Source organism: Parabacteroides sp. AM58-2XD (assembly GCF_003463685.1).
Classification (GTDB): domain Bacteria; phylum Bacteroidota; class Bacteroidia; order Bacteroidales; family Tannerellaceae; genus Parabacteroides; species Parabacteroides segnis.
Window position 1 is genome coordinate 1 of record NZ_QSDP01000091.1, and the last position, 26,247, is coordinate 26,247.

General features: G+C 46.3%; 14 protein-coding genes and 5 pseudogenes. 6 read left to right on the forward strand and 13 right to left on the reverse strand.

Annotation, left to right across the window (positions count from 1 at the left end; all coding sequences use genetic code 11):
• From DXA15_RS18865 to DXA15_RS18880, 4 genes and pseudogenes are all read left to right on the forward strand, one after another.
• Positions 1-1,532: pseudogene (locus tag DXA15_RS18865) on the forward strand (prolyl oligopeptidase family serine peptidase); the annotation flags it as partial.
• A gap of 217 nt (positions 1,533-1,749) precedes the next feature.
• A complete protein-coding gene (locus tag DXA15_RS18870) occupies positions 1,750-2,115 on the forward strand; it encodes a BlaI/MecI/CopY family transcriptional regulator (protein WP_044246236.1) in 366 nt (121 codons plus the stop codon).
• Between the two features lie 5 nt (positions 2,116-2,120).
• A pseudogene (locus DXA15_RS28090) lies at positions 2,121-3,790 on the forward strand (M56 family metallopeptidase).
• 1 nt (position 3,791) lies between these two features.
• Positions 3,792-5,054, forward strand: coding sequence for a DUF4934 domain-containing protein (locus DXA15_RS18880; protein WP_158579681.1), 1,263 nt, complete (start codon positions 3,792-3,794; stop codon positions 5,052-5,054).
• 128 nt (positions 5,055-5,182) lie between these two features.
• Here the strand turns inward: DXA15_RS18880 and DXA15_RS18885 are convergent, their stop codons facing one another.
• The 11 genes and pseudogenes from DXA15_RS18885 to DXA15_RS18930 all read right to left on the reverse strand — a co-directional run bounded on the left by DXA15_RS18885 (position 5,183) and on the right by DXA15_RS18930 (position 21,181).
• Positions 5,183-7,699, reverse strand: a complete 2,517-nt coding sequence (locus tag DXA15_RS18885) for a beta-N-acetylglucosaminidase domain-containing protein (protein ID WP_128135062.1) — start codon at positions 7,697-7,699, stop codon at positions 5,183-5,185.
• Positions 7,700-7,820: 121 nt separating this feature from the next.
• Positions 7,821-9,578: a DUF3857 domain-containing protein gene (locus tag DXA15_RS18890; RefSeq protein WP_128135063.1), complete on the reverse strand. Its 1,758-nt coding sequence runs from the start codon at positions 9,576-9,578 to the stop codon at positions 7,821-7,823.
• A gap of 6 nt (positions 9,579-9,584) precedes the next feature.
• Positions 9,585-11,549: a DUF3857 domain-containing protein gene (locus DXA15_RS18895; protein WP_128135064.1), complete on the reverse strand. Its 1,965-nt coding sequence runs from the start codon at positions 11,547-11,549 to the stop codon at positions 9,585-9,587.
• Positions 11,550-11,573: 24 nt separating this feature from the next.
• Entirely contained in the window at positions 11,574-12,722 is a 1,149-nt protein-coding gene (locus DXA15_RS26975) for an AMP-binding protein (RefSeq protein ID WP_233567439.1), read from the reverse strand.
• Positions 12,723-12,773: 51 nt separating this feature from the next.
• Positions 12,774-13,796 (reverse strand): annotated as a pseudogene (locus DXA15_RS26980) (o-succinylbenzoate synthase); the annotation flags it as partial.
• An 8-nt stretch (positions 13,797-13,804) separates the two neighbouring features.
• Complete coding sequence (menB, locus tag DXA15_RS18905) at positions 13,805-14,629, reverse strand: 1,4-dihydroxy-2-naphthoyl-CoA synthase (protein WP_007656343.1); 825 nt, start codon at positions 14,627-14,629, stop codon at positions 13,805-13,807.
• 26 nt (positions 14,630-14,655) lie between these two features.
• Positions 14,656-16,322: pseudogene (menD, locus tag DXA15_RS18910) on the reverse strand (2-succinyl-5-enolpyruvyl-6-hydroxy-3-cyclohexene-1-carboxylic-acid synthase).
• 65 nt (positions 16,323-16,387) lie between these two features.
• Positions 16,388-17,482: an isochorismate synthase gene (locus tag DXA15_RS18915; protein ID WP_128135066.1), complete on the reverse strand. Its 1,095-nt coding sequence runs from the start codon at positions 17,480-17,482 to the stop codon at positions 16,388-16,390.
• Positions 17,479-18,711, reverse strand: coding sequence for a Cof-type HAD-IIB family hydrolase (locus DXA15_RS18920; protein ID WP_128135067.1), 1,233 nt, complete (start codon positions 18,709-18,711; stop codon positions 17,479-17,481). The genes DXA15_RS18915 and DXA15_RS18920 overlap by 4 nt, the downstream gene beginning before the upstream one ends.
• 96 nt (positions 18,712-18,807) lie before the next feature.
• A pseudogene (locus tag DXA15_RS18925) lies at positions 18,808-19,180 on the reverse strand (HAD hydrolase family protein); the annotation flags it as partial.
• Positions 19,181-19,237: 57 nt separating this feature from the next.
• Positions 19,238-21,181 carry an AAA domain-containing protein gene (locus tag DXA15_RS18930; RefSeq protein ID WP_128135068.1) on the reverse strand — a complete coding sequence of 648 codons (1,944 nt, stop codon included), beginning with the start codon at positions 21,179-21,181 and terminating at the stop codon, positions 19,238-19,240.
• Positions 21,182-21,282: 101 nt separating this feature from the next.
• Between DXA15_RS18930 and DXA15_RS18935 the strand changes: the two genes are divergently transcribed.
• A complete protein-coding gene (locus DXA15_RS18935; RefSeq protein WP_048315349.1) occupies positions 21,283-21,939 on the forward strand; it encodes a hypothetical protein in 657 nt (218 codons plus the stop codon).
• Positions 21,940-21,945: 6 nt separating this feature from the next.
• On the opposite strand, the gene DXA15_RS18940 is transcribed toward DXA15_RS18935, so the two are convergent.
• Both DXA15_RS18940 and DXA15_RS18945 read right to left on the reverse strand, forming a co-directional pair.
• Entirely contained in the window at positions 21,946-23,304 is a 1,359-nt protein-coding gene (locus DXA15_RS18940) for an MATE family efflux transporter (RefSeq protein ID WP_128135069.1), read from the reverse strand.
• Between the two features lie 44 nt (positions 23,305-23,348).
• Positions 23,349-24,506, reverse strand: coding sequence for a hypothetical protein (locus DXA15_RS18945; protein WP_233567438.1), 1,158 nt, complete (start codon positions 24,504-24,506; stop codon positions 23,349-23,351).
• Positions 24,507-24,673: 167 nt separating this feature from the next.
• Here DXA15_RS18945 and DXA15_RS18950 point away from each other — a divergent pair, with 167 nt between their 5' ends.
• Positions 24,674-25,966 (forward strand): serine dehydratase subunit alpha family protein, encoded by a 1,293-nt coding sequence (locus DXA15_RS18950; RefSeq protein WP_007656511.1) that lies wholly within the window; start codon positions 24,674-24,676, stop codon positions 25,964-25,966.
• Positions 25,967-26,247 lie beyond the last annotated feature (281 nt).

The following is a 26,247-nucleotide window of genomic DNA, read 5'->3' on the forward strand; positions in this document are numbered from 1 at the left end:
GGTTGCTCCTCAGCAGAGCCTACTTCCTCTTAACATCCTGATACAAAGATAAATTATAAAAGTTAATTAATAATGAATTATCCAACTTTGTTTGGATTTTAAATGGAAAGCGTGATATGAAAGAACTGCCCAGTATTTGGTTGGGTGACAATAACCGCTTCTTCGTTACCCGTTCCAGCCGTGATCTGCATCGCATTGACGTCTGTACTTATACGATCGGTGAAGATTCTATCCGTCCGATTATCGAAGAACGTATGAATACTTATATCGAACTCCGCCCGCTGGCCGCCGTTAATAACGGAAAAGAACTGATCCATTGGAGCGAACGCGACGGTTGGGCGCATCTGTATCTTTATGACGACAAAGGTAATCTGAAGAACCGCATCACATCAGGCCCCTGGCATGTAGACCAGATCGTGAAGGTTGACGAAGCCAAACGCGTTGTCTATTTCCTTGCCAACGGAAGAGAAAAAGGGGAGAATCCGTACTACGAACATCTCTATCGGGCTAACCTTGACGGAAGCGGTTTGCAGATGGTTTCTGCCGGCGATTATTTCCATGATGTCCGTGTAGATGATAACGCCCAATTCATCGTCCATAATTATTCCCGTATCAACACTGTTCCGAAATCGGATCTGTTGGATAACACCGGTCGTAAAGTGATGGAACTGGAAGAAAGCGACTTCTCGCAACTGTTTGCTGCCGGTTACCAGTTCCCGGAACCGTTCAAAGTAAAAGCTGCCGATGGTGTGACGGATCTTTACGGTGTCATGTATAAGCCTTTCAATTTCGATTCGACAGCAGTATATCCTATTATCGACTACGTTTATCCAGGTCCGCAGGTTGAAGCGACACGCTATCCGTTTACCCGTATGAGCGTCCGTACCGACCGTTTGGCACAGGCTGGCTTTATTGTCGTATCAGTCGGTAATCGCGGCGGCCATCCGAGCCGTTCGAAATGGTATCATAACTTCGGATACGGAAATCTGCGTGATTATGGACTGGCTGATCAGAAAGCTGCTATTATCCAGTTGGCGGATAAATATAAGTACATTGATATCCACCGTGTCGGTATTCACGGACACTCGGGTGGTGGTTTTATGTCGACCGCAGCTATCCTGCAATATCCTGATTTCTTCAAGGTGGCCGTATCTTGTGCCGGTAATCATGATAATAAGATTTATAACCGTTGGTGGAGTGAAACACATCATGGCGTAAAAGAAGTGGTATCTGAAAAAGGCGATACGACATTTACATACAGTATCAAGAGCAATCCCGAACTGGCCAAACAGTTGAAAGGACATCTGCTGCTGGTTCACGGAGATATCGACAACAACGTCCACCCTGGCAATACGATGCGTGTGGTAGACGGACTAATCCGTGCCAACAAACGTTTCGACTTGCTGCTGCTACCGCAACAGCGTCACGGTTTTGGCGATATGGATGAATATTTTTACTGGCGTATGGTCGATTACTTCTCAGAGCATTTGCTGGGAGATTCGGATAAGTCGGTGGATATTCCGAAACGATAAAAAGCCAAGAGGCTCCTGCATTCGATGCAGGAGCCTCTTTTTACATAAATAGACATTGTTATTTGGTTCCTCGCGGATGAAATAACAGAAGGGGTTAAGATCTCCGACCATAAAAAAGGAAGAAGAGGAAGAAAAACGACCTCTTTTAGTTTATTAACTAAGTAATTTAGTTTCCAAACTAAAACATTTAGTTACTTTGCCCGAAACAACAGGAATTATGAAACGACTGACTGCAAAAGAAGAAGAGATCATGGGCTATTTCTGGGAGAAAGGCCCTCTTTTTGTAAAACAACTGCTGGAATATTATGAGGAACCTAAACCTCATTTCAATACATTATCGACGATTGTCCGGGGATTGGAGGATAAAGGATTCCTTTCACATAACACTTTCGGCAATACTTATCAGTATTATGCCGCCGTTAGTGAGACAGAGTACAGCAAAGGTACATTGAAGAATGTTATTGCCAAATATTTCAATAACTCTTATCTGGGCGTTGTTTCTTCCCTGATTAAGGAGGAAGATATCTCTGTAGATGAACTTCGGAAGTTGTTGGACGAAGTGGAACAAGGAAATAAAAACTGACAATTATGGGAGACTTCTTTGTTTATATCCTTAAATCGTCTGTATGTCTGGCAGTTTTTTATCTGTTCTACAGACTGTTGTTAAGTCGTGAAACATTTCACCGCTTTAACAGGATTGCCTTGTTAGGGGTAATCATTCTTTCCGTTGCCATTCCATTTATCCGTATAATGACCGATGAACCGGTTGCTATACAGCGCCCCTTGCAGAATCTGGAATATCTCTTACAGATGGCGCAAATGCAGACAGAGATACAGGTACAGACCTCTCAGTCATTCTGGCTTCCGTTACTGTTTGTAGTTTATCTGGTAGGCTGTGTTTTCTTCTTTGCCCGCTTCCTTTATTCGACAATCCGCATATGCCGGATGATCGGGATGGGAGAGAAGCAGGTGCTTCCCGACGGTAGCAAACTGGTGGTTACGGATGATACTGTATGTCCGTTCAGCTGGATGGGATACATCGTCATTTCGCAAAAAGATATGGATGAAAGCGGCGAAGAGATACTGACGCATGAGATGGCGCATATCCGTGCCCGTCACTCTGTCGATATGCTGATCTGTAGCTTTTGCGTCATTCTTCAATGGTTCAATCCTGCTGTCTGGTTACTAAAACAGGAATTGGAGAATATTCATGAATACGAGGCCGATGAAAGTGTGATCAATCACGGCGTCGATGCGAAGCATATCAATTATTATTAATAAAAAAAGCTGTTGGTTCACAGCGCTTCACTTCTATGGCCAACAGCTTTAATCACAGTAAACTAAAAAAACGAATTACTATGATGTTAAAACGAAAATCGAATCCGTGGGCGAGATTAAAGTATCTCTATGTACTTCCGCTGACAGCTGTAGCGGTTGTAGCTTTTGCCCGTCCCGAAATCTCTCGTGAACTGGGAAAGATTTCAAGTGCCAAAATTAGCGAATTTGTTCCGGTAAAGGAAGTTATCGAGCCTAAAAAAGCTGAACCGGTAGTCGAGGCTGTCCCTGCCCCTGTAGAAAAACCTGCCGTAAAAGAGGTTGTGGCATCTGCCCCTCAAGTGGTAAAAGTAATAAAGACGGAAACGAGGGTAAATAAGGACTCTGTTATACAGGAAAAAGAGAAAACGGAAAATCCGCTGGAGGCTATGCAACAACAACTGGATAATTTCTCGAAAGACGCCGAAGATAGGATGAGAAATATCAAACAGAGAGTAGAGATGTCTCGTAACCTGATCCTGATTGATAAAGAAGTGGCTACTTATGAGGAGCTGGATAAAGTGAGTCCGGAGAACATTCATAGTTTCAGTATGAGTCCAAAAGATAAGAGTGAAGAAATCCTGGCTAAATATAATGCTTCGGACAAGCAAGGTGTGATCTCGGTCGTTACTAAGGGTGCTATTGCTTCCGGTAAAATAAAAGAGGACGATGTAAAGGTGGTCGGTTATGGTCGGTTGTCTGATCGTCTGCCTGGAGGAATAAATCTTCATATCAGGAACGGACACGTTGGAAAAGAGAAGCCGCTCATTATTATTGACGGAGTGGAGCAGACAAAGGATGATGCTATAGATAAGTTGAATCCCAATATTATTGAATCTATATCTGTGTTGAAGGATGAATCTTCAGTGAAATTATATGGAGAGAGAGGAAAAGACGGTGTGATTCTGATAACAACGAAAAATGCATCCACAAAGAAGAAGTGAAATGATGAAGACCTATTTATATCAGGCGGCTTTTGCCGCCTGTCTTTTTCTTGCCGCCTGCAATGAAAGTAAGACAACGGATGGAGAAATAACCGTAATCCCTGTAGGAGCCGCTCTTGACGCTCCTTCCGGATTGAAGTCTTCCGACTGTTTCAAACAAGTATCTTATGTGGCGTTGGAGACAAATGACAGTTGTCTGGTAGGAACAGCTCCCCGTGTACAACTCATTAAGGATAAGATATTGATTTCTACTAATCAGGAGCAATGCTTGATGTTCGATAAGGCTGGTAAGTTTATAAAGCAAGTCGGACATATAGGGAATGACCCTGAAGGGTACAGCAGTGTATATTGTTGGGGAAATAATGAGACGGGAGATATCTATTTTTGGGGGTGGAACAATGAATTAGTCTGTTATGACCAGGAAGGATTATTTAAAGAGAAAATTAAAATTCCATTTGAGGCAGAGGGGTATGCGGCTGCATCCTACAACTATTTGACCAATGAAATATTTGTTGGTCATAAAGAAGGAATCCTGGGAGCGAGCGGAAGCGCACTTCTCTTTTTTAAGAATAATGAACCAATAACATCGTTTCAGACAATTGCTGCCGATGATAAACCGTTTGATCCGTCCAATATTGCTTCTATATCGGTTGTTAAAAATGAGGAAGGAGTTAAACTGTTCGGTCCGACGGCGTATTCTGGGGTAGTTATCGTTAATTATAAAGAACCGGAAACCGGAAGTATTTCCTTCCCTGATAATACAAGTCTATGGCGGCAGAATGAAAATCTTTACTTCAAGGAAGCCTACAATGATACGATCTATCAGGTGAAAGATACTACCATTGTTCCTTCAAGCATCATTGATTTAGGAAAGTACCATTGGGAATACTCCGACCGTTATATGAAGAATAAGGACAATGCTGCACTGATAACACAGATACTGGATAGCAAAGACCGGATGATCATTCGTTTTATTACGAAGTTGTTTCATGGAGTTGTTTTGCATGATGCTGTTGTTACCAAATCGACCGGAGAAGTTAAGGTCGGTTTATATGCTGACGGGATGAAAGATGACCTAACGAACTTTCTGCCATTGCAGCCTATGACAGTTTCTCCTGTCGGAGAATATGCAGGTTTAATCCCAGCTGCCGACGTGGTTGAATGGTTCGACGAACATAAGGACAGCAAAGAACTCCCGCAGCGGGTAAAAGATCTGAAACAGATAGGAGAAGAGGATAACCCGATTGTGGTGATAATGAAATAAAAAAGAATGTTCTCAAATAAAACAGGTGACGCCGATTCCTATATCAGCGTCACCTGTAATGTGTTAATATGTTGTCGGTTAAATGAAGGAATAACGAAGCGGCGCTATTCCCGGAAGAGATTTATGATTTACTCTCTGACAATCTGGTGAATTTGTACCGGAGTTTTACCTGCCGGAGTGATTATCAGCGTTTGCATATCATCAAATGAAATTTTGTTCAGCTTCACATAGCCAACATAGCCACAATACAGCATGTTGTCTTCGCCGTCACTGTTGACACCGGAGAAGGAAACCATACTATCGTTATTGCCGGACAAGAAGAATTCGATATACTTGTCTACACCGTTACATTTCACTTCAACCTTTTCACCTGGTTTCAGCGTTTTATAAGTACTCAGATTGAGATCGTACATCATCAATTCTTCGTTGATTTCTGGAACTTCCTTTGTCTTTACGGAAAAAGCGGCAACCTTCACTTCCATCTGTTTGCCGGAATTGTTGCGCATCCGGACAAAATGAGCGTTCAGAGGAATTGTATTAATGGTGAACTTTGTCCGGTCGGCAGGAATATCAGAAAGGATAGTCCATGTCTTACCGTCTTCCGACCATTCGAATACACGTCCGTCCACATTACTTTGAGGTAAGTTGAACGTGAAAGATTCGGCGTCCTTTTGTATTTCCCATCCGAGGCCGAGATACTGGTTAGGTTCGACTTTTACCACTTCAAGCATGGGGACATAGGTTATCAGATTCTCGTCTTCCGACCAGGGTTGATTCTTCAGCTGATCTATATTAGTAATGGTAGAAGCTGTGCTAACTCTGATTTCGTTGGAAGGTGTATCGGCTGTCGAAAGCAGGTTACGGCTGGTCTGTCTGTATAAACCTTCAATAAGCGGCATCAGGACTCTTGAACCTACTTTTACACCTTTCTGATACGGATTCTGGTTGAAAGTACGGTTAACCAGCTTCATACTGTCCATAACGGCAGATACTTCGAGGAAACGTTGCCAGGTGTTCTGGCGGTCTTTTTCATACCAGGCGTGAGCCATACGCAGAGCATTGGAACCGCATCTTCCGAGTAACTCGAACTGCATAAGCCAGGGATTGATTTCTTTAATCAGTGCTTTATTGTCTCCCTGGTTGTATATCAATTCGGGAGCAGCCTGTATCTGTGCGAATAAGGCACCCAGTTGGTTTGCATCTCTTTCTCTGAACTGTCCGTTGCAGTAACCGGTAAGGAATTTGTCGGCCTGTGCTTGGTAGCGGGTAGATTCCTCCCGGCGATATAAATGACCGTTAGGTCCCGGGTCGCTATTATTCTCACAGAATGTCTTGAAGGCAATGGCTGCTTTGGGAACTAAATATTCGCAAGCCTTTTCCCAAGCCAGTTGCGGGTCGTAACTGTGTATATTCCAACTATACATGGCAACACCGAACAAGGCGACTTTGGAGGCTTCTGCACGTTCCATCGGGTTAGCAACGAAACCGGACATCGCATTGGATGCCTGAGTGTCCAGACCATAAGCGGGCCCCATCAAAAGGTGGTCACGGCAGTAGTCGCTTACCGGGAAGTTCCACCAGATATAGGCGGGACGGCGGATACGCTTGTTGACCCATTCAAGACCTTCCAGGGTAATGTCGTCTACAACACGATTCCCGGTCCACATGATATGGACAGCCGGGTGAAGTTGTTCGCCCAGGATATCGAGATAATCGGTCCGTGCCCATGAACGGTTGTATTCGGTCGGACACATGATTAATGGCTGTATGTCGCTTTTCTTTTCAATAAATTCTTTCTGGATGAAGTTCATCAGGCCAGCTTGTTTGGCTGCGTTTGTTCCTTCACCGGAAATGTCGTCAAAGAAGACAGCGAAAGCACGTACACCGAGGTCGTACATTTGTTCGAACTTGGTGATCACGTTATTACTGTCGGTTGCATTCCATTTGATATCCTGTCCCGGATGGATTGCCCAGACGAAGTCTACCTTGTTGCGGGCAGCTTCGGTTGTCAGTTCTTTAATCTGCTTTGCCTGGTCGGCAGGATAGGGTTCACGCCAGCTGGCACTGTGGAAAGGATCGTCTTTCGGACCATAGATGTAAGTATTCATCTTAAACTGGCCGTAGAAACGAAGCTGGCTGATACGGTCGTCATGGCTCCAGGGAGTACCGTAGAAGCCTTCGACAGTTCCCCGATGGAGTACGTCAGGATAGTCGGTAATCGTACATAACGGAAGTGTGCGTTTGCCTGCTTCATTGTAGCCGACCAGTTGTTTGAGTGTTTGGGCGGCATAGAATAATGAACGGTCGTCCACAATCTCGATAGTGATTTTCTTCTTTGAAATATCCAGGATATAAGCACCGGAACGTTCCATTTCGGGTGTTCTGGCTTTCAGTTTTTTGACTTCCAGCGGCAATGACTTGCCCGATTGGACGAAAGGCAATGCTTCTTTCAGTATTTTTACTGCGTCAGCGTCCGGATTGCTGATACCCTGTAATGTATATCCATGAGACGGCACAGATTGCTGGTTGGATATAACAATTTGTTGTGGTTGGGGATATAACTCGAGAGATAAGCTTTGCGCGTAAGTAAATCCCGGAATACAACATAATAATAGTGTCAGGAGTAGATTTGATAGTATTTGCATAGATCAATGGTTTAAGATATTAATATTTGACTGTAAAGTTATTATTATTCAACAAAAAAACAAGGATGGAACAGTAGAATTATCTCGTTCCATCCTTGTTTAAATTACTGATTGTATTCGCTTAGTTAATTGACAATAACAATGTTTTGCCGGACTGATTTCCCCATTCGGTCAACAGGGCGCGCAAGTTACCGAATTCAGCGGGAGTATAGAGCTGTTTGTTCAGTTGCAAAGAGCGTTCTACCTCTGCGTTGTTTCCGTTTTGTTTAACGGAGATGACTACCTTGCCGGCAGCGTTTTCAATTGTTTTAATTGCTTCCGGAGTAGCTAGTTTCATCCCTTCCGGTACTTGAACGGTATAGGAATACTGTTCGTTTGCTTTGCAGGGCAACAGCAGGTTTTCCTTACGGCTACTGTTCATATTGCAGTAGTAACTATGTGCCAGGCTGACCGGGGCATCGGGCAGTGAAACCATAACATATCCGTTGTTCGCTTTTAAAGGTTGGGATGCAGTGTAGGAGATTGTCGTTCCGTTGCCGGTCTTCGATTCTTTAGCTTCCTTGTCGGCACCGGCATAGGTCGACAGATAAGCTCCGTAATAGGGCAGGTAAGCGTTGCCGATAGTTGCATCTACTTTTGCATCTGCTTTTTCCGGAGAGACGGAGAGGGTAACCTTATAAGTGAGGTCGGTAGACGGGGTGCTGATTGTTACAGGCGTACCTGCTTTGGTCAGGCTGATGACCGGTGTCAGATTATTCGAACCCGCAGCTGCCATTTTATTGGATGATGGAGACATGATATACTGTTTACCGTCTGCATTGGCAATAACGACCAGTTCTTTTATTGCACTCAGCCCGCAACTGGCCGGTTCGGCATTCACACTGTAGGATGCTGCCGTTTCGGCTTTGATGCCTGCTGCATTTAACAGGCCGTTCAGCAGGTTTGTCTTTTCTGCTTCGGTTCCGTAGGCGGAATAGATTACATCGCTTGCCGAACGGATTTTATATCCTGCATCCGGCAGAGAAAGTCGACTGTAACCCAGGTTTTCCGTTACGTGTTTCAGGATGGCCTGTAGCTTTTCCGTATCGTTCTTTTTACCTTCTGTCAGGTTTTCGGCAATGGCAGTCAACTGGACGTCGTTGGCGGGAGTGAACTGCGCATACAATGCTTTCAATGCGTCTCCGTTCGATGCATAAGTGGTTGCAGTCAGGAAAGGAACGTCGCCATTGGCAGCCGAAACGAACGGGTCGCGGGAAGATGCCGGCAGGTTCTGCAATTTCCAGGTAACGGTTTTCATGCCGTTGGCTGTTGTGACGGCCGGCTTGGCATTGTTATACTGCAAAGTGTAGGATAACGGTTTGCTTTCCGGCGCAGACAGGCTGATGGTATATTCTTTTACCGGAGAGGTCTGTAATAGCTCGTTATAAATATCCAGCTCCGGCAGATACCCCGGTTTGGAAGTCAGCGTATAATCCAGATAGATGGTTGCTCCCAGTTCCAGACCGGTATGGACAACGACCATTTCTTTCAGATGGTTGTAAGCCGGAGCATCGGCTGCTGTCCGGGGAAGTACTTCCACAAAGGCATTGTCGGGCGTTTTGACAATGTTGCCGTCTTTCTGTCTGGTATAAGAGGAATTGATTTTCAGTTCCTGGTATTGCGGATTGTAAACGATGAAACTTTCCCCGTAAGTACCGTTCATGGCCGTATGTGTGAAAAGTGTAAGTTCCATGCTGTAACGGAACTCCTGGCTTCCGTCTGCATTCAATGTATATGCTTTCGACAGCTTCTTATATTCAGCTTCCGGGCCGGCAAATGCGGATGCTGTAATAGCCAGCAGGCAGAGAAGCAGTGCCAGTTTATGTAGTATATTAGTCATTGTCTTTTATTTTTTAATAATTAAATAATCACCGAAACCTTTGTGTGCATTAACGGCGGAACGGAAACCGTCCCAGTCGGCTGCTTCATATACACGTTTCTTTAGAGCCAGTTTCTGGTGAAGCGTTATTTTATCGCCGTCCTGGCTCAATGAGCCTTCGAAGTTGGCGGCATCGCTTTGCTTGCTTTCGTTTTTGGCCTCATTCAACAAGGTGTATCCTTTCGGAAGCTGGATGGTTTCGTCCAGTTCCACCAGACGTGAACAGCCATCCTTGAAACCATACTGGCGTTCGGGCAGGTCGGTATTGATGCGCAGGTAACTTTTTACCTGGTTGTACAGGTTGTTCATTACCATCGGTTTGAAGACCAGTTCCTCTTTACCCGGGATAGCATATTCCGGTATTTCATAGCGGAAAGTGATTTTGATGGGAGCTGCCTGATAGTCTTTCGGGTCTTTTCCATAATCCACGCTAATCAGACGGGCTTTCGGGGATACGTTCAGCAACTGGCTTTCAAGCATGTTCTTCCATTGTGACTGCCAGCCACGGGTAAACATGCCGCGGATATTACTGTCCGATTGTCCTTCGGCCGTGATGGTGAATTGTCCGGTCAGTGTGCCTTTGGCATCCAGTTTATTGTTTGCTTTGATACGTACATAATGGTTTTCCGGAGCGGAAACGGGAGTCAGGCAAAGGTCGGAACCTTCGGGAACTCCCGGCAGGTAGTTCTGTTGTTGTTCGGCGCTGCTCCATAGCTCGCGGCAGAAAGGAACCCAGGTAGGGTCGAGCGGCATATATGTACCGCTGGATAACTTAACGACAGCTACACAGTGGTTGAAATGGTCGGCCGGAATACTTTCCACACGACTGCCTGCCATTGTCATAGCGGGATAGGCTTCGAAACCTGCCATACGGAGGAAGGATATCAGCGTTCCGGCAATATCTTTACAGACGCCGCAACGATCGGTATAATTCATCTTGGTATTGTGAAGGGTATAACCTTCGCCTTTGCCCATCGAGATGCCGGAGTAACGGATATTGTCGGCAACCCAGTGGGTGAGGACGGCTATCTTTTCCATTTCTGTTTTCTTCCCTTTGATAAGCTCGTCTACCTTTTTCTGTGCTTCCGGCAGTGGAGCAAAACTTCCGTAATCTTCGTTAACCTTATTGAACCATAATGATTTATCCTGCCATTTTGGAGTGGATGACATCATCAGTTTCGGAGCGGCATCGAACAGGTCGACCATGTTAGGTTCACGTTTGGCCGGCATCACGTTGTTAGTGGAGAAGGTATAGGCTTTCCTGCCATCTTCATAGCGCATGGAAGAGGTGCAGTTGCCCTGATAGAACTGGAACTGCATTTCTTTCTCCATCGGAATGGATACTTTATATACTTTACGCACGGTTGGTTCCGTCACCCAGAAAGGAACGATGTTATAGAATTGTCCGCGCATGGGAGGGATGAAGCGGGATTCGTCATCGCCGCCGTCGGCCAGCAGGGCATAGGTGAAACCTTTCTTGTCGATTTCGTATTCGATGATATCTCCCGGATTCAGCTGGCCTACTTCAAGCATAATCTGGCGGGCGCCCCAATAGATGGCGCGAGCCGGAGCCGCATAGTCGCAGGCTTGTGTAACGTCCAGGTTGATTACATCACCGTTGGCACGATAGACGGTCGCTCTTTTGAATTGTGCGAAAGCCGTCAGCGGGTCGTAATCATATTTGATGATACGGTTACTCACTGCTCCCCGGGGAGTCTGAATCTTGATCGTCTTGCAGACAGAAAATGAACCGGAACCGGTCGGTTGTACGGTTACGGACGTGCTGTCCAGCAGATTGACGCAATCATATCCGGCATAGACTTCCGGCTTCTGAAGCGTCGGGTCCGGTGCGAACCGGCAACTTTCCCCACTCTGTCCGTAGGCGGACGAAAGGGTTAGGAATGATAATACGGTAAGTGCAAAATACCTCATAAGTATAGTGTTTTTAAATGATAATCAGATTAGCTTTGCCGCCAATAAACGACAGGCTTTCCGGTCTGTTTTACCACTGCCGGTGAGTGGGATGGCATCGACCTGCCGGATATATTTAGGCTGTTGGTATTTAGGCAGAAGAGAGGCTATTCTACCAGAAAGGCCTTCAATGTCTGCCGTCTTTTCCACCAGTAGCACAATGGCTTCTCCTAATCCGGGATGTGGAATAGCCGTTATCGCAAAGGTAGCAGAAATTATTGAACGTAGTGCCTCTTCCACTGATTCGATTTGTACTTTTATACCTCCGGTATTAATGATGTTGTCTTTCCTTCCCAGAATGGAGAAAGTACCGTCCGGATGCAACTGTGCGATGTCGTTTGTCATTAATGTTTCGTCGCAAACCAGCGGTGCGTTGATAATGAGTGTATCCTCAGACGATAAAGACAATAGTACGGAAAGGAAAGGGGTGTAGGCAGAAGAAGCCTCGGGGCCGTTCAGTCTGCGCAATGCGATATGAGAAAGTGTTTCCGTCATGCCATAGGTCGAATAGACGATATTGGGTAATGTCCTGACCTCTGCTTCCAGTTCTTTATTTATAGCGCCTCCCCCTATGATTAGTATATCTGTCCGGCATAGGCGTTCTTTTTCCTCCGGTACTTGAAGCGTGTTATATACCTGTAACGGTATCATAGCTGCAAAGCGAAGCGGAGTCTCTACATCTGCCAACGGATGACTGGAAGGCGTGCGCAGAATGAGAGTCAATCCGGCAACTAAGGCCCGTACGACCACCATCTTGCCGGCAATATATTGCAATGGCATACACAACAGTGCATTATCTCCTTTTTGCAGATGAAGGAAAGAGCAGGTAAGGATAGCACTTTGCATCATCTGTTCTTTGCGGACAGTGAACTCTTTAGGAGTTCCGGTAGAGCCGGAAGTATGGACGGTGATAGAGGGGGAGTCTTTGAACCAGTCGGCCAGGAATTTGTATAAATCCCGACGTATCTCCGGTGCATCGGGGGATAATTCCGTTATTAATTGCTGTATATTTTCTGCTGTACAAACCGTTCTGTCCTCTAACTGTAACTGTTGTTTATTACAATCTGTAAGTAACTGTTTCCCCTCTCGAGAGGGGATAAGGGGTGTGTTATCATTTCGTTCTGGAACAGGCATTAATACACCCCCTGCCCCCTCTCGAGAGGGGAATGAGTTACTCTTCGGATCATACCAGAGACAATCTTGGCGAATGGAGAGCGGCATCTCCACATTGTCCGTAAATAAAGCCCCTGTTCCCAGCCCTTGCGGTAAAGGATTATTGAATGTTGCACACCATTGTGCAATGGCATTCAATCCGATATTCGATTCCAATGCAGAAGTAATCCACCAGCCTATCTTTTGTTGTTCAGCTTCGTCGATCCATTCCTGTCCGCCACTTATTCCGCCGTGTAAAGACGGTTTCAGTATGATATACTGCGGACGGATAACTGATAAGAGTTCCTTTTTCCTTTCTATTGTATTGATGCCGATTAGTTCTTCATCCAAAGCAATAGGCAAAGGTGTTTCGGAAGTGAGTCGTGCCATTTCCTCCCATTGCCCGGCGCGGATAGGCTGTTCGATGGAATGCAGGTCCAGTACGGCAAGCCGTTGTAACTTGTTCAGGGCATCGTCAGGGGAGAAGGCTCCGTTTGCATCTACCCGTAATTCTATTTCTTTAGCAGAGAAATGAGCACGTATATGTTTTAATAGGGCCAGTTCCTCTTCAAAATTAATTGCCCCAATCTTCAACTTAATACAGCGAAAGCCTGATTGCATTTTGACCTCGATTTGTTCCAGCATCTTTTTATAGTCGCCCATCCAGATCAGGCCATTGATTGGGATGCCTGCTTTACCTCGTGAAAAGTCTGTATCCCAAAGTGCAAAATTACCTGTTTGGAAATGGCGGAAAGCCGTTTCCAGTCCGAATAAGATGGAGGGATAGGCACGAAGAGCTTCGGTATCGGGCATTCCGTTCTGTTCCGTTTGGTGACAAATGGTTGCCAGTTTTTTTTCGTAGTCCGGCAGATCGTCACAACTCAGTTTAGGGAGTGGAGCACATTCACCTATCCCGAATCGTCCGGGCATTTCATCGGCGGTAAGAACCAAATACCAGCTCTTACGAATCGTATAAGTCCCCCGTGAAGTCCCTGCCGGTTGCTTGAAGTGTAAAACTTTAGGAATTATCCGGATTCTATAATGTGTTGTTCTCATTATTCTGATTACGGAAATTTGGGATAATCTTCAAAACGCGGGCGGCGTTTTTCGAGGAATGCTTTGCCGCCTTCCTGGGCTTCGTCGGTCATGTAGTAAAGCATGGTGGCGTCGCCTGCCAGCTCCTGGATACCGGCCTGGCCGTCCAGTTCAGCATTCAGTCCCGCTTTGATCATACGCAGGGCAAGCGGACTGTGCATCATCATGGTTTCAGACCATTCCACATATTCATCTTCCAGCTTATCCAGGGGAACGACTTTGTTTACCAACCCCATGTCGAGTGCTTCCTGTGCATTATATTTCCTGCAAAGGAACCATATTTCACGTGCTTTCTTTTGACCGACAATTCGGGCGAGATACGACGAACCGAAACCAGCATCGAAACTACCCACACGAGGACCCGTCTGTCCGAAGATGGCATTTTCAGAAGCGATGGTAAGGTCACAAACGACATGCAAAACGTGACCTCCGCCGATAGCAAAACCGTTGACGGCTGCAATGACAGGCTTTGGCATAGAGCGAATCTGTTTCTGTACGTCGAGTACATTCAAACGGGCAACGCCGTCCTTACCGATATACCCGCCATGACCTTTCACATTCATATCTCCACCGGCACAGAAAGCGGTGTCGCCGGCTCCGGTCAAGACGATGACACAAATATCCGGACGCTCCCGGCAAATGTAAAGCGCATCGCTCATTTCGGTTGTCGTGGTGGGAGTGAAGGCATTACGGTAACGTTCGCGGTTAATAGTGATACGGGCAATCCCATTGTAGAAATCAAACAAGATTTCTTCATATTCTTTTATCTGTTTCCATTCTCTTTGTGTTGACATAAAATCTTTATTTAGAGTATTGTTTATTATAACGTCTTTAAACTATGGTAGTATTCTTTCAGCAGGCGGACGTCTTCATCTTTGTCGGTGAATACCTCCATCAATACGGGTTGATTGATCGGATTCGGATCGGTGAACACTTTCATGGCTTCTTCCAATTCAGCCGTGTCGTGTACACCCTGGTATAGGAATCCCCGTTCGGTAGCCCAGCCCTGTGCCGAAGTTTTATGTGTAGCCGTTACAAAGCGGTGTGTCTTTCCTGACATCGACAAACCGGGCAGTGCCTGGAAGATTTCGCCACCACCGTTATTCAGTAACAGGATGCGCAGGTTACAGCCGAAGTTGCTGTTCCAAAGCGCGTTCATATCATAGAAGAAACTCAGATCACCGATCACCACAAAATTCAATTTGTCGGATGCTACCGCATAGCCGATAGCGGTGGACAATGAACCTTCTATACCGCTTGTTCCCCGGTTGCAGCAAACTTCAACTTCTTCGGGTAACGTAAACAATTGAGCGTATCGCACCGTCGAACTATTGCCTAAATGCAAGGCTGACGGGGTTGGTAACGATTTGATTAAACAACCGATTGCTGCCATTTCCGAATAAGCAAATTCCGGTTCCGGCAGACTCTTTGTATTGTTTTCCCAGACACGTGGAAATTCTGTCGGCTTATTTTCCAATAGGTAAGCGATCTTTTCAAGAAACTCGAACGGGTCCATTTCTATTACGGTAGTCATTGTACCGTATAAGTCAGCCACTTCACCATCGGCCGATACGTGCCAATGTTCTTTCGGCGGGTTATTACGTAGGAATTTCTTTAAACGTTTGGATACGATGTGTCCGCCGTAGGTAATAACCAGTTTGGGAACCATCTTTTCCTGCGTTTCTTCAGGCAGGGCGTAGATGGCTGCATCGAAGTTTTTGACCGGGATGCCCGGAATGGTCTTGTTGCTTGTATGTTCGGTCAGCCAGGCGAAATGTTTATAAAGTAGCTTGGATATTTTCTTTTCAAAAAGATAAATCAGGCTCATCTGGCCGACGATGATCATTCGTTTATTATAGCTGTTCAACCGTTCGATCAGGGTATTGTATTCCCTGTCGTACACATTCAATCCCTGATAACGAGTGATAACACGCACTTCCGGCAATTCGGGAGTAGTGAACTGGAACAAAGGCTCGGAGATCGGCACATTGATATGAACCGGCCCTTTTCCATGATGATTCAATTCCAACAATGCTTCGTTGACAAGACGGTTGCAATACCATTCATCTTCATCCGTATGATTTCCGGCAGATTGACCGATTTCTTAACCAGGGAACCGAATACGCCCGGTTGTGGTAAAGTCTGTCCGTCCATTTGGCCTATCCAGGCTCCCGGACGGTCTGCCGATATGACGATAAGAGGAACATGCTGGTAGTAAGCTTCCGCCACAGCCGGATGGATATTCAGCAAAGCCGTACCCGAAGTACAGCAAACGGCGGCCGGTTTTCCTCCGTGCAATGCCAGGCCCATGGCAAAGAATCCGGCACTTCGTTCGTCGGTGACGGAATAGCAGGTGAAGAACGGATGATTCGCCAACGTATGTACGATAGGCGAATTACGGCTTCCCGGACATAATACGATTTTACTTATACTATGCTCCTTGAGCAAGGCCACTAACTGAAGAATGTTTTTCTTATCGGTATACATATATTATATTTATCTTATTCTGCTTACAAAAGTACATATAATATCTAACGCAAAACGCCTGTCTATCATAATAAGGCCCGCATCGTTTGTAGTTTGTCTTCCGTTTCCTGCCATTCGTCGCTTAACTCCGAAGAGGAGAGCAATCCTCCTCCGGCATAGAGTATCTGTGTCTTCTTATTGATATTCATGCAGCGCAGATTTACATACAGGTCGGTTCTGCCTTTTGGGTTTAGCCAGCCTATAAAACCGGAATAGTAACGGCGGTCGTAACCTTCATTTTCCAGAATAAAACGGTAGGCGTCATCTTTGGGCAGTCCGCAAACGGCAGGAGTAGGGTGCAGCAGGTTCAACAGGCTGCCTAGCTTATCGTTACTGTCCAGCCGGAACCTGAAATCACTTTTCAGATGACATAAAGCCCCGGCACGTGCCGAATAGGGACCTTCCATCGTCAATTCGATACCCAGTGAACTTAGCTGGTCGTGGATATAATTGGAGACTAGTTGCTGTTCCCTTTTGTTTTTCTCATCCCAATAAGTCGGCAGTTCCCCGTTCTGTAAAGGCTGTGTTCCTGCCAGCGCAACCGTATGCCATTCGCCCTTTTCTCCCGAAAGGATAATTTCAGGGGTTCCTCCCAGCCAGATGCCCGTTTCCGGTGTATGGCAGAGGTAAACATAAGAACGGATATACTGTTTGCAGGCCTTATAAAAAGCCTTTGCAGGCGAAAAGCCGGATTCCCTGTCGAGTGTCAGACTGCGCGAAAGGACCAGTTTGTCCAGCTGTCTCTCCTGCAAAGGCTTGATAAAGGAATCGAAACAATGTGTATAGTTGTCTTTTGTCTTCCGTTCGGATGGAGATTCTGTTTCATTCGGATGAAACTCCAAATCCATTCGGATGTAATCCAGTTGACTGCTATCCGGTAATTCGCTATAATCGCGCCGAATCAGCACGATCGGACATTCCCGGCTGACCCGGAACGGAGCGATGACGAAGCCCTGTTGTTCATTCAGGTCCTCGATATTATATAAAAGACGGGCAGAACCGGAGGCTTGCATCACGAACCGGGGAGTCTCTTCCCCCGGTATACGATAGATAGCAAAACTCCGGCCCTGCCTGATCAATAAGTCAATTGTCTTGTATTTACTTGTTTCTTCTGAAATCATTTCTTTTTTAATATACTATTCACGACACGTATGGATGAAACCAACTTATCGGTGGAGGTAAACACATCTACATTCCATACATGTGAAGAACGTCCCTTATGAATAATTGTCCCGACGGCGCGTACCGTATCGCCTTCGTGAGCCGACGACATGTGACTGCCGCTCACCTGCATTCCGACTACAATCTCGTCCGGCTTAGCCAGTATCATGGAGCCTAATCCCGCTACTGTCTCAGCTAACGCCAAAGTCGCTCCGCCATGCAGTATGCCGAAAGGCTGGCGTGTACGTTCGTCGACTGGCATTGTCGCTTCCACACGGTCTTCGGATGCATAAGTATATTGAATACCCAGGTTACCCATCAGTGCATGTTTAGCTCGTATATTTAGCTGGTCCAAAGGTACCTCCGTTGGTTTGATGGCAGCAAGGATAGCGGTTTCTACGGCTATTGCCACACCATCCTGATCGTTGGTCAGTGTGGTGAAATCCGTACAGACCTTAACCGAATCACGGGCGTTGCCCATCGCTACGCTGGTCCCGGCAAGCTGTAACATGGGGACATCAGCAATTCCATCGCCAATCGCTACGACTTCTTCGGTCGTAATTTTCAGCTTTTCCATCAATACGCCTAATGTGTTTCCTTTGTTGATGAATTGGGGAACCACTTCCAGGTAAAAATCTTCCGAACGGAATACGTCCAATACACCGTCCAGCCGTTTCTTCCAGTGATTTTCCAGTCCGACCAGTTCTTCTTCATTGTCGCTTGCCAGCACACACTTGCAAGGACTGAAGTCGACAGCCTCCGGAAAATTGTCAACACCAATCACACGCATATTGTTTAGCGCAGCTTCTTCCTGCACATGTTTGTTGTCGGGTTTATCTGTCAGGATATAGTCTTTATGATACGTAAAAATGGCAAAATCGTTCTTCTTCGCTTTCTTATCCAAGTAAGGCAGCATCTCCGGGTTGATACGTTTCTCGAAGAGCAGTTCACCCGTTTGTACATTGATGATTTGGCCACCGTTATATGAGAGAATGAAACCACCGTAATGATCCAGTTCCAGAGCCTTTGCGAGCGGCATAACCCCGTTGGTGGGTCTACCGGATGCCAATACAATGTGTATTCCCATTTGCTGAACTTTCAGTAAAGCAGCCTGGGTGCGGGCAGTAATCTCTTTTTCACTATTGAGCAATGTCCCGTCTACGTCTAAAACCAATAATTTGAACTTCATGGCTTGCTGTTTTATTGTTTAGATTACAAATCTACATAAAAATCCTGGTTTATAAACGCATCCAATAAAAATAAAGACCATCTCGTTAGTATCTTTTTAACCTATTTCATGTATATTTTGGTGGGTATTACTATTGAGTAAATCATGAATGAAATGTGCAACGCCGTCCTCATCGTTTGTAAATGCAGTGATCTGATCCGCATTTGATTTTACGGGAGGCTGTGCATTTGCCATAGCAACGCCGAGGCCGGCAAATTTAATCATGGAGAGGACGTTCCAATAGGCGTTCAAGCGAAGCGGCTTTGTCGATCCCTTTGGGTACGACTTCCAGGTAAAACGGTTCCGAACGATAGACATTGAGGCGGAGGCCCAGTTCCTGACGCAGTTTTTCTTCCAGCGGAACCAGGTCTTCCGGTTCACCGACTATCAGGCATTTGTCGGCCGGGAGCCGTAGGTTGTGAAGGAAATCTTTTTTGCTGTTTGTCAGTGTTCCGTCCAGGTCGAGGACCAGTAGTTCATCTTTATTTTATTTCCGGTGAATAGAATTGTCTGTTTCTGTTGCGGGTTTTAATGGGATCACATGGCCGTTGGCTGTGATGTATTTGTATAATTCCCGATAAAAAGTATGTTTTGTCAATGTGGAGGCATCGCCCAGTATGATCAGTTTCATTCGGGCACGGGTGATGGCAACGTTCATGCGGCGCAGGTCGTTCAGGAAGCCGATATTTCCCTGGTCATTGGCTCGTACCAGGCTGATCATGATCACATCGCGCTCCTGGCCCTGGAAACCGTCTACGGTATGAACGGTAATCAGTTTGCGGAAGGGTTTGAAAAAAGAGTTCCGTTTAATCAAGCCGCGGATATATTGCACCTGTGATTTGTAGGGAGAGATCAGTCCGAAGTCGATGCTTTCGTCCAGTACGCGTTCTTTACTGATCTTCTCGATATAGGCTTGCAGTTGCTCCACCAGCAGTTCCGCCTCTTTTTTATTGATCCGGCTCTGGCTTTCGGATAATTGATCTTCCTCAAAATCACAATCTGCCGTATCGAACCACACGACAGGTGTGTCGTAGGCGAGGATGCCGCGGTACTTTACTTCCGGCGCAGCCTGCAACTCGTCCTGGTAAAACCAGCGGGACGAGAAACGCATGATATCTTCATGCATCCGGTATTGTACTTTAAGCAGGGAGACAGTCTCAGGTTTGCCAGCCGCCACTTTCTGCATCAAAGTACGGTCCAGTCCGCCGCGGGCAGCTTCTATACATTTAATAGTGGGAGGAAGCTGGTGATGGTCACCAGCCAGAATCACCCTGTCCGCTTTGCTGATGGCAATCCAACAGGCAGCTTCCAGTGCCTGTGCCGCCTCATCGATAAAGAGGGTGGTAAAATTATGGTTAGTCAGCACCCGGTTGGCAGATCCCACCAGTGTACATGCTATGACGCGGGCTTCGCTGAACAGGTCGGCGTCTATCTGCACCTCCAATTCGGTGGCACGGAAGCGCAGGCGGGAAAGACGGTTGCGAGCCGTGTCCTTTTCGCTGTGACTTTTCTTACGGAAAGAGGATTGTATCTCCCGGATTGCTTTGCGGATTCCCCAAAGTTCGGAATAGTCGGGATGCGATTCGAAGCGCCGTTCATACGTAAATGAAAGCATTTTGTCATTCACCCGCGTCGGGTTGCCGATACGGAGCACGTTGATACCCCGGTCTACCAGCTTCTCCGATATCCAGTCGACTGCCGTATTGCTTTGGGCGCAGACCATTACCTGGTTTTCCCTGTGCAGCGTTTCGTAGATCGCTTCGACCAGTGTCGTTGTTTTCCCGGTTCCGGGAGGACCATGCACGATGGATACTTCTTTAGCCGACAGCACATGGTTGACCGCCTCCTCCTGGGTTGTGTTTAACCACGGGAAACGTACCGGGAACAAGTTTCTCCGGCTGGTCGGTGTCTTCCCCAGCAACACATCACGCAGATGGGCAAGCTGGTTATTTTTTGCTTTCATTACACCGGACAGTGCATTGAACATCGTTTTATAGCTTGTCTCGTCGAAGTAGAGTTGAACGCCCAGTTCACTGTTCACGTTTTGCAGGTCGAATAAAGCGGAAGGCGTCGGAAGGACAACGACCATCCGGTCATCCTGTACATAGCTGATGATGCCGGAGAAATTCAGATAACGCGGACTGCCGGTTCCGTTTGTCGTAAAGAAACAAACCGGACGTCCGTATTCAAAATTATGTTCGATCTCCTTATCGTCCCTGCGTTCTATTTCAATGACGAGCTGATTGAGCGAATTATAATAACTTTTTTCCGGAATCACAGGATACCAGCAAAGTCCCTGTTGTATTTTCCTGTGAATACCCACCCGTTCGGCTTGTTGCCTGTACGTCTCTTTCTCGTATTCATACTCCATTTGGAGAAGATCATATTGGCGTTGCAGATCTGCGGATGGTGTCTGGAATTGATTGATCATTATTCTTTGTTTAACTAGCCGCAAACTTACATAAAAAAATGGAATTGAATGGGGGTTTTTGCTCTTTCCGATGTCATAAAGTCAAACTGAAGGATTTTTATATGAGAAATGTGATTTTATCCATAATGCTCTCTTTATTGCTTCTGCCGGGTTGCGGCTCCATGAGGAATATGAGTAGTGAAGACCGGGTCGGTTTTGGCGCACAGGTCGGTTCTTTTATCGGGTGGCTTTTCGGTGGATTGATCGGAGAGGCGATCAATGATGAGAATGGTGGTGAAATAGGTGCGTTTATAGGAACGGCTGTGGGTGGCGTTGCCGGTGCTTCGATTGCAGCCAGTACGGAAGAGGAAACGCATATTGTAAGGAGAAGTCCAAAATATACACCGTCGTCTCACGTCCTTCTTCCAGACTTGCAGATAGAGGATATTCTTCTGGATGAAGATAGCATCACCTATAATCAAAAGATCGATGCGGGAGAAACCTGTCGTATCTCTTTTGTAATCGTGAATAACAGTTTTCAGGATGCATTGAATGTACTCCCGGTAGTCAAACTGGAAGAAGGTGAAAACCTGGAACTATCCGAACCTGTCCGGATTGCCCGGGTTACCCATGATACTCCCATCACTTACGAAGTCACAGTACATGCTTCTCCCGAATTACAAACAGGCACAGTCGTTTTCAGTGTACGCCTGGAAGAGGGACGCGGCAATGGCACGGAGGCGGAAACATTTACCGTTGAAACGTTGGGTAAAGAGTGAAATTTATCACGCACCGGTCATCCTGTTCAGTATCTTCGGAAATTGTATAAAGAAAATGATCGTACAGCAGATAGCCGCCGTTGCATCGGAAATGCCTTCTGCCGCATAGACGCCTATCATTCCCATCAAATGCGGTAAGATTAAGGCTAGCGGAACAAGCAGGATAACTTTACGGAGTAATGCGATAAAGATGGAAATCTTAGCCTGGCCGAGGGCAACGAACATATTCTGGCAGGCACGCTGCAAGCCGAAAATGGTCATACCAGCCAGGAATACGGGCATAACCTGCTTCACAGTCTGTATTAGTTCTTCATCTGATGTGAAAGCCGAAGCGATGACGGAAGGAAAGAGAATCATCAGCAACATCAGGACAAAATTGAACAGGAACATGAAAGTCACTACGATCCTGAAACATTCTTTTACCCTTTCTTTATTCCCATGCCCGTAATTATAGCTGACAATAGGCACGAATCCCAGGGCGAAGCCAGTCAGCGGAACACTGACAAAAAGCATCGAACTTTGCATAACGGTCAACGCGCTCACGTAAATATCGCCGAATGTCTTTAACATACCGTTCAGCACAAAACCTACCAGGCTTTCCGTACTGGCCATGATAAAAGGCGATATGCCTAAAGCCAGAGTCGCCCCGATCACTTTCCTGTCCGGTTTCATATACTGCTTTTCGAGCCGAAGGGAGGCGCGGGAAGAAGTCAGAAAAGACAACACCCAGATGGCACTGCCGGCCTGTGAAATAATCGTGGCTAATGCTGCCCCTTTTACCCCCATGTTGAAACCAAAAATGAAAAGCGGGTCGAGCAGGATATTGAGGAAGGCGCCTATCATTACCGACCACATGGCAATACCCGGACGTCCTTGCGTATTGATGAAGGTATTCAAGCCTACCGATATTTCGACAAATAACGTACCGATCAGATAGATAGAAAGATAATCAGTGGCATATCCGAGTGTTTGTTCCGAGGCACCGGTGAACAGCAGGATCGGCTTCATGAAAATATAGGCGAGGGTAGAAGTCAGCACGGTAAAGATCAGCAATAGTATAAAGCCGTTCCCAAGTATCTTTCCGGCCTGCTGCCGGTTTCCCTGTCCGAGGGCAATTGCTGCAAGCGGAGCACCTCCGCCTGCAACAATGGATGAAAATGCGGAAATCAGAATAATAATCGAACCGGCTACCCCGATGCCGGCAAGTGCCGGTGTGCCTATTCCCGGAATATGCCCGATATAAATACGGTCTACAATATTGTAGAGCAGGTTTACCATTTGGGCAACTATCGCAGGCAGTGCCATCCGGAAGATAAGAGGTAGCATACGGTCTGTTCCCAGCCGTTCTTCGTATATCTGATTCATTCTTTGTGTTATGATTAGAAAACGAAGCCAAAATTACTTATAATTCAATACGTGGCAAAATCTGGTATCTTTTTCCTCAGTTTCGTGTTTGAATTATAGTGGTAATAAGTCGGGGCAGAGGACGGGAAATAATAAAGATCCTGCGTTTTGTTGTCGACCTCCACTTTGTATACCGGCAAGGGTAATGTTTTCGATTCGGACTCAGGTCGGTAATATTCATCATACTCTTTCAGCTTCGATATGCGTAACAACGGTATTTTCGGCCCGTATAATTTTTGCAGCGAATGTACGATGTCGGGGCGTGTGACAATAAAACGTAGCGGAACGTTATTCGCGGCATAAATATATTCAGACTGCACGGTTCTATTCCCTTTTTGCCGTATGATCTCTACCAGCGGTTTATTCAGATAGGAGCGCAACTTTAGCATACAAATCTTCTCCCCGTCATTAGCGGATGTCCCGTAAGCATCCGGTTGCAAAAGCAGGTAAGGTTCCATACTGAAATTATCCAGTAGGAGAGGCGGATGCAGCCGATCCTGTTCTGCTGCCGTATGGGTATCGCCCAGCCATTTCGGGATAGGCGACATGGAGAGCAATCCGGTTATGATAAACGAACTCATACATAGGCCGACTGCCGTATCCGTCGCCTGCTTCCATTTGCCGTTTCCCCACCGGACCGGGAGCGGTTGCGGCTTGTCGGTATCCCGGCCTGTCCATTTCTGCCGGAGCTTGCCGGTGACCACGTACAAGACTCGTCCGGTGAACAGACAAAGCAGGCAGGTGAAGCAAAGAACCAATGGAATCCATAATTCCGGATATTCTATGCTGAAGAAGCCTTTTTGTTTTTCCGGTATGGTGGCCAGGAATGTCTGGTATTGATGATCCGGATGATCTGTTTGTGTAGGAGAAATAGTAGGAGCGATCAAGCGGGTGATCAGTGTGTCGGGATAACAATAGTCGAGTTTCAGCGAGTCGTTGCGGGAATAAAGCGAAACGGTGTGTAAGCCGGGGATATTTTCCGGTTGAAGGGTTTTGATATATTCAAGCGAGGGGAGCGAACGGTTCAGAAGGTCATCATTTCCGAACAATAGTTTTTCCGGCGGTGAAATAGCCGGTGGTGATGCGGGGATCAGTACTTTTACTGTTAATGCCAATGCGACGAGCATGGCTAACCCATAGAAAACAACCTTTTTCCTTTCCATAAACAATCTTTTTTATCATTATTCATTTAGTAGCCTTTATCACCCTGTGAGTTAGGCGGTGCGAAGATATTATTTTCATTCTTAATTTAGCAAAACATATAACATAAATTAGAAATCATTACCTTTGCCGGAAACATGAATAATCTAACGCATAAAACATCGCTGTCATGGATAATATAACAAAATCACAAATCATATCACTGATCCATCAGGAGGTAATCCCCGCTATTGGCTGTACGGAACCGGTTGCTGTGGCTTTGGCTGCCGCGAAAGCTGCCGAGGTATTGGGCGAACGTCCGGAAAAGATAGACGTATTACTTAGTGCCAATATCCTGAAGAATGCAATGGGAGTGGGGATACCCGGAACAGGAATGGTGGGATTGCCTATCGCGATCGCTCTCGGAACACTGATCGGTAAATCTTCGTACGAACTGGAAGTGTTGCGTGACATCACGCCGGAAGCATTACAGGCCGGAAAAGCCATGATAGACGAAAAGATCATCCATATTGCCCTGAAGGAAAATGTCGACAAGTTATATATCGAAGTGATCTGCACGGCAGGCGACCAGACTTCCCGGGTTATTATTTGCCATGAACATACACATATTATATATGTAGAGAAAAACGGGGAAGTATTGACCGATCTGCGTCAGTCGGATGCAACGGACGATAAGCCATGCGGCGGAGATGAATTGAAACTCTCTTTCTCTACCGTATATGAGTTTGCGATGGAAATGCCGCTGGATGATATCCGTTTTATCCTTGAAACGGCAGATCTGAATAAGAAAGCCGCCCAGGCTTCCATACAGGGACACTATGGGCATACCGTCAGCAAAACAGTTTCCGGCGAATACGGCAAGAAATATATGGGCGACTCTGCCTATACCCACATGTTGGTTATGACAGCTGCCGCCTGCGATGCCCGTATGGACGGGGCGATGATCCCGGTTATGAGTAACTCCGGCAGCGGCAACCAGGGAATTGCGGCGACGTTGCCGGTCCTTTCGTTTGCGGAAGATATTAAATGTACGGAAGAGCAGTTGATACGTGCCCTGATGCTCAGCCATCTGATGGTTATTTATATCAAGCAGAGCCTGGGACGTCTCTCTGCATTATGCGGATGCGTTGTGGCTGCCACGGGTTCCAGTTGCGGCATCACTTACCTGATGGGAGGAAGCAAGATGCAAATATCGTATGCAATCAAGAATATGATCGGAAATATTACCGGAATGATCTGCGACGGGGCAAAACCGAGTTGCGCATTGAAGGTGTCGAGCGGTGTCTCTACTGCCATGATCTCAGCTTTGATGGCCATGGAAAATAAGGTGGTGACTCCGGTAGAAGGTATTATCGACGAAGATGTGGACAAGTCGATCTCGAACCTGACGGCGATAGGTTCCCGCGGAATGGAAGAAACAGATAAATTGGTATTAGATATTATGACAGGTAAATCCTGTTAGAAAGATTGTTGTTTTACTTTATTTCAGACCTCCCAATGGCATACAGGGCGCCGTTGGGAGGTTTTTGCTTAAACATCATTTGCCAAAAGGAATGTTTCAAATATTGTCAAATTTGAATGTTTGTTTATAGCAACTGGTTGTAACTGGCTCCCCTCTGGAGAGGGGGAAGGGGGTGTGTCATATCCCCGCCATACAACCACCATAATCAGAGTCACTTGACTATTACAGGTTCATTTGCCGTCTGCTTCAGCTGACGGTTTACAAGTTGTTTCTCTCTTTTG